The sequence below is a fragment of the Paenimyroides viscosum genome (genome assembly GCF_003858535.1).
Lineage (GTDB): Bacteria > Bacteroidota > Bacteroidia > Flavobacteriales > Flavobacteriaceae > Flavobacterium > Flavobacterium viscosum.
Genome location: NZ_RQTJ01000009.1, coordinates 78,875 through 93,723, shown reverse-complemented (window position 1 = coordinate 93,723; position 14,849 = coordinate 78,875). Strand labels below are relative to the sequence as shown.

General features: G+C 33.7%; 11 protein-coding genes. All 11 read right to left on the bottom strand.

The window, feature by feature from the left end; translation table 11 throughout:
• Nucleotides 1-16: 16 nt before the first annotated feature.
• On the bottom strand, nt 17-553 hold the full coding sequence (locus EG242_RS06110; RefSeq protein WP_124899015.1) for a hypothetical protein: 537 nt from the start codon (nt 551-553) through the stop codon (nt 17-19).
• A gap of 152 nt (nt 554-705) precedes the next feature.
• Entirely contained in the window at nt 706-1,449 is a 744-nt protein-coding gene (locus tag EG242_RS06105) for a hypothetical protein (protein ID WP_124899014.1), read from the bottom strand.
• Between the two features lie 15 nt (nt 1,450-1,464).
• On the bottom strand, nt 1,465-2,037 hold the full coding sequence (locus EG242_RS06100; protein ID WP_124899013.1) for a hypothetical protein: 573 nt from the start codon (nt 2,035-2,037) through the stop codon (nt 1,465-1,467).
• Between the two features lie 90 nt (nt 2,038-2,127).
• A complete protein-coding gene (locus tag EG242_RS06095; RefSeq protein ID WP_124899012.1) occupies nt 2,128-3,861 on the bottom strand; it encodes a tetratricopeptide repeat protein in 1,734 nt (577 codons plus the stop codon).
• A 119-nt stretch (nt 3,862-3,980) separates the two neighbouring features.
• Nucleotides 3,981-5,051: a mannose-1-phosphate guanylyltransferase gene (locus tag EG242_RS06090; protein ID WP_124899011.1), complete on the bottom strand. Its 1,071-nt coding sequence runs from the start codon at nt 5,049-5,051 to the stop codon at nt 3,981-3,983.
• A 3-nt stretch (nt 5,052-5,054) separates the two neighbouring features.
• Nucleotides 5,055-5,654, bottom strand: coding sequence for a SprT-like domain-containing protein (locus EG242_RS06085; RefSeq protein WP_124899010.1), 600 nt, complete (start codon nt 5,652-5,654; stop codon nt 5,055-5,057).
• On the bottom strand, nt 5,655-6,332 hold the full coding sequence (locus EG242_RS06080; protein ID WP_124899009.1) for an SDR family NAD(P)-dependent oxidoreductase: 678 nt from the start codon (nt 6,330-6,332) through the stop codon (nt 5,655-5,657).
• Nucleotides 6,333-6,372: 40 nt separating this feature from the next.
• Nucleotides 6,373-7,314, bottom strand: a complete 942-nt coding sequence (locus EG242_RS06075) for a M28 family metallopeptidase (RefSeq protein WP_124899008.1) — start codon at nt 7,312-7,314, stop codon at nt 6,373-6,375.
• Between the two features lie 80 nt (nt 7,315-7,394).
• On the bottom strand, nt 7,395-9,092 hold the full coding sequence (locus EG242_RS06070) for a pyruvate dehydrogenase complex dihydrolipoamide acetyltransferase (RefSeq protein WP_124899007.1): 1,698 nt from the start codon (nt 9,090-9,092) through the stop codon (nt 7,395-7,397).
• A 3-nt stretch (nt 9,093-9,095) separates the two neighbouring features.
• A complete protein-coding gene (pdhA, locus tag EG242_RS06065; RefSeq protein ID WP_124899006.1) occupies nt 9,096-10,094 on the bottom strand; it encodes a pyruvate dehydrogenase (acetyl-transferring) E1 component subunit alpha in 999 nt (332 codons plus the stop codon).
• Nucleotides 10,095-10,298: 204 nt separating this feature from the next.
• Entirely contained in the window at nt 10,299-14,792 is a 4,494-nt protein-coding gene (locus EG242_RS06060; protein ID WP_124899005.1) for an Ig-like domain-containing protein, read from the bottom strand.
• Between the last annotated feature and the right edge of the window lie 57 nt (nt 14,793-14,849).

Genomic DNA, 14,849 nt, shown 5'->3' with positions numbered 1-14,849 from the left:
AATGCCCATTGAATATTTATAATTTTAATTGTGCCTTTTTAAGATTTCTAAACAGAATAAATCCTAGTGCAGCGTAATAAACAATATGTAAAAGCACATAACTGGAATAAAACAGCACAAAACTTTTATCGCTAAAAGACTGGTTTATAATAAAATTCTGAATAACCGTATATACTAAATGTATAGAAAAATAGGCTAAAAATATCATACACAGCATTTGGTTAGTCACACTGAATTCTTTACCCTTTCTTAGCTGTTTTAAGAGATTTGCAACAATCAATCCAACTAACAATATGGTAGCTATTGTTTGACCTCGTGCTTCATAATTGAGAATACCTTTTGACTGAAAAGTAAATAAATCATACAATAAATATAGACTGCTTAATATCATCAAAATCCACACTATTTTACTTTTCAGCCAATGTTTATTTATTATATAACCAATTATAAGTAATTCTATTAATCGGAAAAGTATTGTAAGAATCATTGAAGAAAACCCTTCAATAAATCCTTTCTTTAAAAGAAAAACAATTAAAGCAGTGATTATATCCATAGAACAGCAAATTATTAGATAACATGCTACTAATTTTAATATTTTACTTTTATTATTTCGTAATAAAAATATACTTACAATACTGGATATCACAAGTACAATAGTATTTACATCAGTTAAAGCATTGAAAAAAGCATGGCTTTGCATAATAATTATATTAATTCTAACACAAAATATCTTTTTGTCTCATCTACAAGTGGAGGATACGCACGCATACTATCATAGAATAATCCATTATTATTATCAAAAACTAAATCTGCAGCTTTAACTGCCGGATTTTCTATATTATTTTTTAAGCCAAAATAAACAGTATAGTTCTGCGCTGTTAAACTATAAGTTGGCATATGAAAACCTTGATAAATCAATATAGTTTCTTTTAACCAATTTGCATAATTGGTATTCCAATCTTTAATACGATTTATAGCATCGGCAGCTTGAATGTATTGCGTAGGTAAGGGAAATGTATAACTTTCATACGTTTGCTCTGTTAATTCTACAATATCTGCATAATGAAGATCTACTATTTTTATATGATTAATTAAGCTATCTTGGTAAATTTCCTTATCGTAAATTTCTGATATAACTGCAAACTTCAACTCCCCATTAAGAATACACGCATAAGCATGTAAAGCACTACCCTGCGGAAACTGTGACATATCTAAATTGAAAGCATTATTACTTTCGAAATAATATAATAACGCATCTCGGTTAATACGCAAACTGTCCCATTTACGCATTCCGTTTAAAACTTCTTCTAAACTGTAGGTAGCAACACTGTTTGTTTGATAAATAGAATTATTTTGTTCTTCAATAATAATGTCTAGATTACTTTGATCACTGCTGCAACCAAAAAATGTAAACAATAGTATTATTAAAGAATTTTTTAAAATTTTCATAATAGAATTTTTAGTTTATATCAAGCTTAGAATATAGTATTTTGAAGTGTCTGTATAAGGAGGTTCGCTACGAATAGTATCAAAATAAGCCTCTTGATTATTTGTCAAAACTAAATCTGCAGCTTTAATACCAGATGTTATAACATTATCTTTTAAAGCAAATAATGCTGCATATTTCTGTGGTTGCAAATCTGTCGTTGGTATGTGAAACGTTTGATACATACCAAAAGGCATATTAATAACCTGATGAATCCAATCTTGATAAGTTTCATTCCATGATTTAACTCGAATTTCTGCCTCCTCTTTAGAAATTTCTTGTCCTCCTCCTAAAGCATGTACACACGGACACCAAATACAGTTGCTACTTAAGGTTTGGGGCGAAGATGTATTTACATCATTAACTTCTGATATAACGTAAAAACCCAATTCGCCGTTTTTAACACCTGCATAGGCATGCAAAGGTACTGTTTGAGGAAAAAGATTCATATCAAGTTTGAATCCCAACTTGTTTATGAACAATTGCGTTAATACATCAGGATTGCTACGAACAGCTTCCCAATGTTGTAGAGAAGCAAGTATTTCTTCCATTTTTATTATGTTTTTAGGTTTTCATTAACAAAAATAAACATAAAATTGGATAATTACCTATAATCTATGCAATAATATTCACTAATTTATTCAATGATTATCAAACCTGCCTTTGAAGTTTTTACGTAAGCGCTGCAAGGCATCATTCACTACGTCGACTTTTATGTTTAAAACCAATGCAATTTCTGCAGGTTTTAAGTCCATTTTATTTAAAATCACAATGCGTAAGTTAAGTTCGCTTAAATCAGGAAAGTTTTGAAGCAGAGCATTATAGTAGTCGTTTTCTTCTTTTACAAATGTATTCTTTAATGCCAACCAGTTGGTTCCCGACATTTTTTGCTGATCCAATAATTCTTGCAAAAACAATTTAGCCTGATCTTTACTAACGGTATTTGTATTTAGTTTATCAAGTTCATTTTCTATCAGATCCATTTGTTTGTTTTGATCTGATAAATAGCTTTGGTAGGATTTCAAGGTAAGATCGTATTCGTCTAACTTACTTTTAGATTGTAATTGATTGATCTTATATTGCAGGATATTTTTCTCGTACTGCGTTTCTTTATTTTTAAATCGTAACTGAATAGATCGAACAATAAAAATAGTTACCACAATTATAAATACAACAATACCGCAAATAATTAAAATTTTTAAGTTAGCTTGTTCAACTTTGGCTTTTTCTGCTTCTAACTTGGTGTTGAACTGCTCTTTCTGGGTTTCCCAACCAACTAATTTAATAGCTTCTTGTCCGTCTTTAGTAACAATATCGGCACCTAATACATCTAACGCTCGGCGCGCTTGCAATTCTAAAACAGTATCATTCGTTTTTAAAGCAATTGCAAGGTTAATTTGTGCAATTTCGTAAGCATGACTTTTTAAATATTCTTTACTTAAAACATACTCGTTTGCTAATGCAAGGGTTTGCTTTGCTTTATCAAATTCGTTCGTTTCAACATAAGCTTTAGTCAATAAAATTTGAGCATACATGGTGTTTCGGTCTGCATTATTTTGTATAGATATTTCTATATCTTGCTGTAAAAGTGTAATAGCTTCTTGATATTGCTTTTGATCGAAATGAATCAATGCCAGATCTCCCAACGTTTTTGCATAACGCACTTTATCATTATTTTCTAACGATACTTCTTTTGCTTTTATAAAATAATTACGAGCATTTTCAACAGCTCCCATTTTATAGTAGCTTGACCCGATATTGTTTAAAAAAGTTGCGTAAAGTTTAGAGTTTGATGGCGTAAATGTTAAGGCTTTTAAAAGATAGTCGATGCTTTTTTGATGCTCGTTTACGCTTCCAAAAAAATAAGCATTTTTTTTATAAACATCTGCCGGCTGAATAAGATCTTGGATAGTATTTTTATCTAACAAATTAGACGATTTTATAAAAAACGGTATTGCCTTAATATATTCATTATACGAATAATAAAAAAAGCCGACTTGTGTGTTTACATACACCAATAAATTTTCATCATTGATTTTTTCGGCTTCACTTAAAGCTTCCATATAAAGTGAAATACTTTGATTGTTTATGTTATCAAAATTTTTAGAATAAGCTTCGGCTTGTAAAACTTTACTAACAACCTGTAAAACCTGACTATCGTGCGTTTTAAACGTTTTTGCTTTTCGTAAATAATTTTTATTAATGGTCGCAGGTTCTAAAACTTCCTTATTTTCATTAATAAAATCATTCACCAATTTAGCGTTGGTATTGGCAAAAATATTGGTAGCACAAAAAAGCAAAAAGAAGATTATTAAAAAACTACGTCTGTAATTATTTAATAAATAAGGTTTTAGAAAGTTATTTTTTAAAAGCATTTTTGTGATACACTAATATTGTATTTTAAATAAATTTACTACAATTATTTTTACTATTTACACGTAATTTTACTCAAAACTAACATTCAGGTAATATTACGCACAAAAAAAGCCGGAATTTATTCCGACTTTTTAGCATTCATTTTTGCAACGATCTGCTTTATTTCTTGTTCTTTCTTTTTAGGATAAATCAACAAAACATCGTCTTTATCTACAATGATAAAATCGTCTAAACCTCCAATAACCACCATTTTATTTGGATTTGTTCGAATGATGTTATTTGTGGCGTTTTCTACAAACAAATTTCCGTTTACCATGGCATTGTCGCATTCATCTTTAGGCAGTTTATCATACAAAGACCCCCAAGTTCCTAAATCGTTCCAATCAAAAGTAGCGGGTAAAATAAATACATTGTCTGCCTTTTCCATCACGGCGTAATCAATAGAAATATTTTCTGCCTTGCTGTAATTTTCTGCAATAAACTGTTTTTCTTCTTGGGTATTGAATGTTGAATATCCTGCTTGAAATAATTGATACATTTCTGGTTGAAACTTCTCGAAAGCTTCTAAAATAGATTTAACATTCCAAACGAAAATTCCTGAATTCCAAAGAAAATTTCTACGCTGAATAAATGTTTTTGCGGTTTGATAATCTGGTTTCTCACGAAACTGAACTACCTTTTTAATCTGACGGGAATCTAACTTGTTGAATTCGATATATCCGTAACCTGTGTTTGGAAATGTTGGAATAATCCCCAAAGTCATCAATACGTTATCCGATTCACAACTGTCAAACGCACGCTGTAAATTCGATACAAACTGTACTTCGTCTTCAATCCAATGATCAGACGGAGCCACAATCATTACTGCATTTGGGTTTTCCTTTTTAATTTTCATCGACGCATACAAAATACACGGCGCCGTATTGCGCATATCTGGTTCTAAAACAATTTGCTCATTGGTAATCATGGGCAATTGTTCTTTTAAAATATCGCTGTATTTATCGTTCGTTAAAATTAAAATATTCTCTTTAGGAATAAGCTGACTTAAACGTGTAAAGGTTTTTTGAACCAAAGTTTCACCCGTGCCCAACATATCGTGAAACTGCTTAGGAAATTCGGGTGTGCTTACAGGCCAAAAACGCGATCCCACGCCGCCTGCCATTATTACTGCATAATAGTTTTTATTCATTTGTTAGCCATTCAAAAGTTCTACCTGCATATTAGGTTTAAACAAATATACTTGGTTATTTTTTATATCGGTGCATTCAAAGAGTTTCACACGAAGTTTTCCTTTCTTAAACACACGTCCGTTTTCAATTCTAAACAAGGTTCCCAAAGGCAGTTCGTCTACAAAAACTTTAGTTGTTGGAGGATCGAATTTTTTAAGTTGCATTGATAAAATAGCATCGGTATCGCTGCTCGCCGATGGATTTTTAAAATGATTTGCCACAAAAGGCACAACTTCTGCCGGAAAAACAAGCGGATTGATAAAAGGAAGCATCAATAATCGAAAGGTTTGTTTCCATTCCAAACCATGTGGTTTTATAAACCGACCATATTTTTGAAAAGCCACTAAATGCGCAATTTCGTGTATGGTTGTTATTAAAAATCGATATTTATTCAGCGTGGCATTTACCGTAATTTGGTGTGATCCGTCGGGATTTTTTCGATAATCGCCATGACGAGTTAAGCGTCCATTTACAATTTTAAAATGAATGTGGTTTGCTTTGATCAGTTCAAAAACTGCATCGACCGAATTTTCGGGTAAATATGTAGCTAAAACGTTTTTCAATTAAGGCGTGCTTGATGAAACTTCTAAAACCTTTCCGTTAAAAAAACGATTTCCGTTTAAGGCAAAATCTTTAATGTAATCCGCCATTTCGTTTGGATAAATCGGCGCTTGATAACCTGGAAATGCCTCTTGAAGCATATCGGTTTGTACCGCTCCCAATGCCAGAACATTAAAAGCCACGCCTTGTTCTTTGTATTCTTCTGCCAATAATTCGCTCAACGTAATCACAGCTCCTTTGCTGGAACTGTACGCCGCCAAACCGGGAAATTTAGAACTACCCTGAATACCGCCCATACTACTAATGGTAACAACATGACTGCCATTAGTCATTAAAGGTAAAACAACTCTGGTTAATGCTGCAACACCAAAAACGTTTACTTTGTAGACATATTCAAAATCGGCAGACGAAATTTCGGCAAATGGTTTGTTGATGATTGTTCCTGCGTTGTGAATTAAAATATCGATGTTTTTAAACTGATCTTTCAATGCCACTGCGAATGCAGCTACAGAAGCATCGTTGCTTAAATCTACCGATTGGTAATAAACATTTGGCAGGTTTTCTAATTCAGGATTTCTGTTTCGTGAAAGTGAAATAACCGTATGACCTTCGGCAGCGAATTGCTTAACCAACTCTGCGCCTATTCCACGACTTGTTCCTGTTATTATTATGGTTTTCAATTTTAGTGATTTTAATATTTAATGATGAAAGATTCAAAATCTAATTCATTTTTATTTCCTTAGTTTCAGCGTTGATCATTTTTGTTACAACCGGGAGCATTTCTTGAGTAATGGTGGTCATAAATTTTGTATCCATTACCTGAAACTCATCTTTTGGATGGTGGTAAAAATCAAAGTTCGAAAAATCGAAGGCAGAAACAGTATGTGCAGGAATTTTAAATTCTTCGTAAAAAGGGTAATTGTCTGATGCTTTGAAAAGGTCGTACTTTTCTGCACCTTCAGACATTCCTATTAAATTACTTCCTGCATATTCATTTAATTTAGCCGCCATGTTCGATTTAGTATATCCTGTTAAAAACAGTTTAAAATCGTAATTCATTGGCACACCAACCATTTCAAAATTCAACATACTGTAAACATTCATATTTTGTTGTTTTAACTTTTTAGCCAAATGTTTAGATCCTAACAAACCTTTTTCTTCGGCAGAGAAAAACACAACCAAAATACTACGTTTGTTGTTTTTTACTTTTCCTAAATACTTTGCAACTTCAGCTAAAACGGTGGTTCCAGAAGCATTATCATTTGCACCGTTGTTAATGTAATCGTCTTCAAAACCTTTTTCAGTAATTCCGATATGATCATAATGTGCACCTAAAATCACAAATTCGTTTTTCAGTTTTGGATCCGTTCCTTCAATGTATCCAACCACATTAAACGAGTTGTCGTAATTGGAAAGTGTATCTTTATAAGTAGAAAAATAGGGTTTAACGTTTGCTTTCTTTAGAATTTCTTCCAAATAATTTGCTGCTTTTTCAATTCCTTTAGAGTTTGAATCTCTACCTTCCAATTCATCAGACGATAAATATTTCAAGGTAGTACTTACATTGGTTTCTTGTACTTGATAATTTACCGCATCTATACTTTTAGTTTTACAAGCAACTAATGTTAACGACAAAGCTGCAAACAGAAGAATTCTTTTCATTTTTTTACGTTTTAAACAAAAATACAAAAAAACCCGTTCTGAAAAATCAAAACGGGTTTTTATAAATAATATTCTATTTATTAAGCCAGCATGGTAACCGGATTCTCTATAAAATGTTTCAATGTTTGTAAAAATTCCGCTCCTGTAGCACCGTCAACCGTTCTGTGGTCGCACGCCAACGTAACTTTCATGGTGTTACCCACTACAATTTGTCCGTTTTTAACAACAGGTTTTTCAATAATTGCACCTACCGATAAAATAGCTGAATTTGGCTGGTTGATGATCGAAGTAAATTCTTCGATACCAAACATACCTAAATTAGAAACCGTAAAAGTAGAACCTTCCATTTCTTTAGGCTGCAGTTTTTTACTACGTGCTTTTCCTGCCAAATCTTTAACAGCTGCACCAATTTGCGTTAAACTCAACAAATCGGTATGGTTTACAACCGGCACAACCAATCCGTCTTCAACAGCTACAGCTACACCAACATTTACATGATGATTAATAATGGTAGCGGCTTCTGTCCATTGCGAATTTACCTGCGGATGTTTTTTCAATGCCATGGCACATGCTTTCACAACCATATCGTTAAACGAAACTTTAGTATCTGGCAATGAATTGATCAATTTACGAGATTCCATTGCATTATCCATATTAACTTCAATAGTTAAATAATAATGTGGCGCTGTAAATTTAGATTCGCCCAAACGACGCGCAATGGTTTTACGCATTTGCGAGTTTTTAACTTCTTCTGCATAAACTTCTCCCGTAGGAACTGCTTTTGGAGCTGAAGTTGACGTTGGAGCTTTCTTTTCTGATTTAGTTTCTGCTGTTGCAGTTTTAGCAGATGGAGTAAAGTTTTCAACATCGTTTTTCACGATGCGTCCGTTTTCACCCGATCCTTTAACATCAGAAAGATTAATGCCTTTATCTTGAGCAATTTTTTTAGCCAAGGGCGAAGCAAAAACCCTGTTTGAATCATTTGTAGATGATGAACTTTCTGTTTTTGCAGTAGTTTCTTTTTCTGTGTTTGATTCTTTTTTATCTGATTTATCTTTTGATGCTTCTTCTTTAGATTCGGTTTTTGCTTTTGGTTTTGATCCGCCAGACAAAATACCAGAAACATCGGTTCCAGCAGGACCAACAATAGCTAAAACACTATCAACCGGTGCCGATTCGCCTTCTTGAATACCAATATGCAACAATGTTCCTGCATAAAAAGATTCGAATTCCATTGTAGCTTTATCTGTTTCAATTTCAGCTAAAATATCACCTTCCTTAACATCATCTCCAACTTTTTTCAACCACGTAGCAACCGTTCCTTCCGTCATCGTATCACTTAAACGAGGCATTGTTACAACACTAACATTATCAGGTATTTCCGAAGAAGTTTCCTCTGATTGTTCTTTTTTTACTTCCTCTTTATCAGATGTATCAGCTTTTGAATCAGATGCTGTTGATTGTTCTTCTTTGGTATCAGTTGGTTCATTTTTTTCACCTTTAGAAGAAGATCCTTCTAATAAAGATTTATAATCTTCCCCTTCTTTTCCGATAATTGCCAAAACACTGTCAACATTTGCTGTTTCACCTTCCTGAACGCCAATATATAAAAGGGTTCCAGAATGAAACGATTCAAATTCCATTGTAGCTTTATCAGTTTCAATCTCTGCTAAAATATCACCTTCAGAAATTTTATCACCAACTTTTTTTAACCAAGATGCCACGGTACCTTCTGTCATAGTATCGCTTAAACGAGGCATTGTAATAATTTCAGCCATTTTTTATAATTTATGAGGGATAAACGGATAATTTTCTTGATCATAAACCACATCGTACATCACGTTTGTTTCAGGATATGGAGATTCTTCAGCAAATTTTTCACATTCTGAAACCAAATCACGAACGCGTTGGTCTATCGTTTCGATTTCTTCATCGGTCGCCCAGCTATTTTCTTTAATAACGTTTAAAACCTGAGTAATAGGATCAATTTTTTTGTACTCTTCTACCTCGTCTTTTGTACGGTAATGTTGCGCATCAGACATTGAGTGACCTCTGTATCTGTACGTTTTCATTTCCAAGAATGTTGGACCTTCGCCTCTACGAGCTCTTTCCATAGCATCGAACATTGCTTCTGCAACCTTCACAGGATTCATAGCATCTACAGCGTAAGAAGGCATTTCGTAACCTAAACCTAATTTCCAAATATCGGTATGGTTTGCAGTACGTTCTACCGAAGTTCCCATTGCATAACCATTGTTTTCACAAATAAACACCACAGGGAGTTTCCACAACATTGCCATATTAAATGCTTCATGTAAAGATCCCTGACGTGCGGCACCATCACCAAAATAAGTTAATGATACACCACCAGTTTCTAAATATTTATCGGCAAAAGCCATACCTGCACCTACAGGAATTTGCGCACCTACAATTCCGTGACCACCATAAAAACCGTGCTCTTTAGAAAAAATGTGCATAGATCCACCTAAACCTTGAGAAGTACCTGTTGCTTTACCTAATAGTTCAGCCATAACTCGGCGAGGATCAACCCCCATACCAATTGGCTGCACATGGTTACGATAAGCGGTAATCATTTTATCTTTTGATAAATCCATTGCGTGTAAGGCACCAGCTAAAACTGCTTCCTGTCCGTTATATAAGTGTAGGAAACCACGCACTTTCTGTTGAATGTATAAAGCCGCCAGTTTATCTTCGAACTTGCGCCAGAACTGCATGTCTTCATACCACTTTAAATATACTTCTTTAGTAATTGCTCTCATAATAGTAGATAATGTTTAATTACCAATATTTATTGATTTGTTAATTTGGCAATAAGCAAAAATAAGACTTCAATTGTATATCTGAAAATAAAAAAGGTTATTTTTAATTAAAGCCTGTTATTTTACAAAAAAAACAAAGCTAACCAGTGTTAGCTTTGTTTCACTATAAAAAAACGAGAGGCAATTGCCTCTCGTTCTATATAATTATTTTTTTACAATTTTAACAAATTGTGAACCTGTATCAGTTTGAACTTTTACCATGTAAGTTCCTGCCGATAAATTAGAAACATCTACTCTTACTTCGTTTGCTTCGAATTTTTGTGCTTTAATCATTTTTCCTAAAACATCATAAATTTGAATAGCTTTAATTGCTTCTTTGTAAGAGATTGTTAATTCTGAATCAACTGGGTTAGGATAGTATCTTAATGAAGCTAAATCTAATTCATTTAATCCTAAAACAATTTTCACAGTAACTGCTATTGGTAAACTTGTACAACCAGTTGGTCCTATAAGAACACCGTAATACACTCTATCATTTTGTAATGGTGTGTTAAATGGCAATGGGTTACTATTGTTTACTGCATCGTTATAAGAATCAAACCATACTACGTTTGGTTCGTTTGCTTTTAAATCCTGAACTACTCCAGAATCAACAATAGTTTGTGTAATATTACCTGTTGGAGCATTTGGTCTTGCGCTTACAGTAATATAGACTGTCGCTCTTCCTGTTTCACAACCATTATCTACTAATGAAACATAGTACGTTCCTGTTGTTATAGGATCATTTTGTCCCATATCTGTAGTAGCAAAAGGCGACGCGTAAATTTTATAGTTTGTTCCTGCCGTTGGATTTAACGGAAGCGAAGAAACAGTTGCGTCTCCACAAATATTAATCGGGTTAATTACTGGTGGATTCACACTTAAAATTCTTACACTAACTGCTCTTTTTGGAGAATCACAATCACCTACCGATTGACCCACATAATACGTACCACTTGTTAATGGAGTTGTATTTGCTAAAGGTGTATCAGAAGCACTGAAACCATACCAATAAACATTTGCGCCAGTTGTAGTAGGCGAAGCTGTTAAGCTACCTATTATTGCAGAACCACAGAATGTTTGAATGTTTGCAGCCGTAGGCATTGTTAAATTTTGAACTGTAGAAACATTCACAGCAGTTCTTGATGATTCGCAATTATTTATCTTTTGTGATATAAAATAAGTTCCTGTTAATAACACTGTTGTATTTGACAATGGCGTAACATCTGTAATATTTTGATACCAATTTACTGTAGCTCCTGGTGCAGAAGACACAGCTATATCAGCGATAGTTGATATTCCACAAATATAAACATTGCTTAAAGAAATAGCTGCAGGCAATACCCCAACAGTTACATTAACTGCTACTCTACTTGGAGACACACACACACCGTTCGTTAATTCACCATAATATGTTCCGTTATTAATTGGTAAATTAGCTGCTAATGGCGTTCCTAAAGTAGCTGTTGTATACCATTTAATTTGGAAACCTGACACCAAATTATAAACTAAATCATTTACTGTTGCAGAACCACAGAAACTTTGTGACGCAGTAGCTGTTGGAACTGGCGCTATAGCATTTATAACAACTGTAAATGGAACTCTTGCAGATTTACATCCGAAAATTACTTGTTCTACATAGTAGATTCCAGAAGTTGTAATTTGCGTTATAGGTGCACTAGAAGTTTGACTAGCGTAGTAGTTTAGTGTTCCGTTTGGATTTTTACCAAAGTTTGTAGCTGAAACATTAATTGCACCACAGCTATCAAGATTAGTTACAGTAGGAGCTTCATTTAACCCTATACTTACTGTAAAATTCTTCTCGGCTTTACATCCATATTGATTAGTTACTTCCACTTTATATGGAACATTCATACTATTTGTTGATCCTTTTAAATAAACGATACCTGAATTTATACTTCCGTCATAAGGAACCGTAGCATTTTGATCATAATATAAATTAGCAATTGGCGTCCATGTAACTTGGTTATTACTTATTGGTGTAATTTTTAAATTATCAATATACCATCCAGGGAATTGTGTATTACCGTCGGCACCCATTCTAAAACGTACTTTAAAAGTGCCCGTTCCAGTAAAATCTGCTGCTGGAACTACAAATTTTTCAGATTTCCAAGGTGTTGTAGATGGAACTGAACTTTGTTGAATGCCACTCCAATCTGCATAAGAAGTTCTTGTAAAGAACATTGCTTGCAAGGTAGGACTACCAACTGGTTTTGTTAGCGCTGTACTAGCCGTACCAATATAATTTGCAGGCAAGAAAGGTTTCCAAGTTGCACCATTATCTGTTGTATATTCTAAATACGCATAATCCATTACAGCTGTACTTGTTGCTTGGAAAGCAGCTATATGGTCAAATTCAACTAAAATTGATTTTAAATTTACCATATTAACAGATGTTGCAACATCAACAATCGCATTTGTTTGTGCAGCGTAAGTAACTTTTAAACTACCTGTACCCTCAGAGAACAATGTTGTTTCATTAGCAATAGCATCACCTATTACACCATTACTTAAAGTTACACCTGTAATATTTCCATTAAATAAATTTCTAACCGGAGTTTCATTTACAAAATTATCAATCTTAAGTTCTTGAATGTCGGTAGTACATAAACTATAACTACTTAGTATTTGTGACATTTGTGGAGCAGGATTATTTTCAACACTTATATGTTTTGTTACTAAACATTTTAATCCTAAAGTACTAGACGCAACCAATGTATACTCCATTGGTCCGGTAGTGTTAAAAGTCCAACCAATATTTTGATCCCCTACGATTGCGTTGTCTGGATGATCAGGATGTGTATTATCGTTAAATCCAGGATGAGTAGGGTCTGTAATAGTCCATGTATAAGTATTAAAATCACCTGCGCCTGTTAAAACATATAGTTTAGTTAATGGAGATCCCTGGCAATTGTTTACTAAATCAGCAGACAAGACAAATTCTGGTGCTTCTGTAAAGATTAATTCCACAGTTATTGGATCATTGAAACAACCTGCGATTACATCAAAATAGCCATTGGTTCTAAGTAAAGAGCGAGTTCCAGTTGCTACAGCATTTATAGACGTCATATCAAGTGCATCACTTTTTGTAAACAACGTACGATTTGAAGATATAGCACTATACGTTGAATAAATATTAGATGTTGCCGTTGGTATAGTTGCCGCAGTTGGATTTGCATAAGTTACTTGAACTACAATATTTGAAGTTCCATTCCAATGAAAAGGAGTATCTAACTTAAACATATTCACATCATTCACAACCAATAATTGGTTAGCTAAATTTTTAACTAATGTTAACCTATTTACTGGTATGAACTTATTATCTGTAGAGAACTCTTCTAATGGAGTTTCCCCCATGTGAATGGTAAAATTATCTCTTTGAAGTGTACCACCTGTTGTTCCTACTTTAAATCCAAAAGATTTGATAACTCCAGCTGAAAAACCTAAAGCCTTTAATTCTTCTGCTAAATAAATATATTGTATTTTTTGTGATTTGGCATTTGTAAAAGGTGTTGCATTATTACCAGATGTAAGACCTGTACCTGCTTGCACAATTCCAAAAAAATTATCATATAAACCTTTAAATACGGTATAGCTATGCGATTCCGAAACTTGCGGAATGTTATATACATTATTATCAGCAAGCACTAAGTTATCATTAATATCATACCAAAAACTTGTACCTGGCCCAGACACCGCTAAAAAAGAATCTTGAATACCACATACTTGTTTTGGTGCAGGTGGAGTAAATGTAGGAGGTAAACATGCAGTTGTCACATCAATACCAGACCAGAAACTACTATCTGTTGAGCTACAATTAGATCTCACATATACTTTATAATTAGTACTTGGAGCTAATCCAGTAATAGCCTGTTGCAAATTATTAGTTGGATTTCCTGAAACAGTTGTTGCTGGAGGAGTCGTATTAACCAAACCTACTGGTCCACTACCTGGCGCACCACTTGTTCTTACTTCCCAATCATAATTAGGCGTTGTTTGCCCAATAGCACTTGTCCAGTTTATTGTAAATGAATCAGCTTTTTTATTTGTTATATAAATCTCATCTGGTATAATACACGTCGGTGGTGGTCCTTGATCTATAGTTATATTATCTAAATAAAAATAATTATCTGCAGTAGGCGTTGTATTTTTAACAGTTATCCTAACAAATAAAGCTCCTGGTTTTGGTGCAAATGTAGCTGTAACAGTATTACACCCTGCTGAAAGAACATGGTTTGTTCCATCTACAGTACTAAAACTATTCCATGGTCCAGTCGCCGTATTAGCCCATTCCCATTTTAAATCTAATTGATTACCCGAACTAGCTATCGGCGCTTGACTTAAACTTGTATTGTAAATCAACCATTTGTAATCATAAGAAAAGGTGATAACCCCACCTGTAGCTGTGAATAATGATGGTGATCTAAGAACTACAGTTCCAAGATTTTGACTAGTTCCATTTAGTCTGGTTCTAAGAGAGTGTGTTCCTTGACAAGGTCTTTCAGAAGCAACACTAAAAACATTTGTTACTTGAGTCCATGGCGCTACAGAGGTTGAGCCGTCCCATGTCATTGAATAAGGCTGTCCCCAATTAACAAACGGAATTAAGAACAAAAAAATTAGTATAAATTGTCTCATAATATTGATTTTATTTTTTTTTAAACCAAGAGCAAGGACATTGCTCTTGGCTAATTT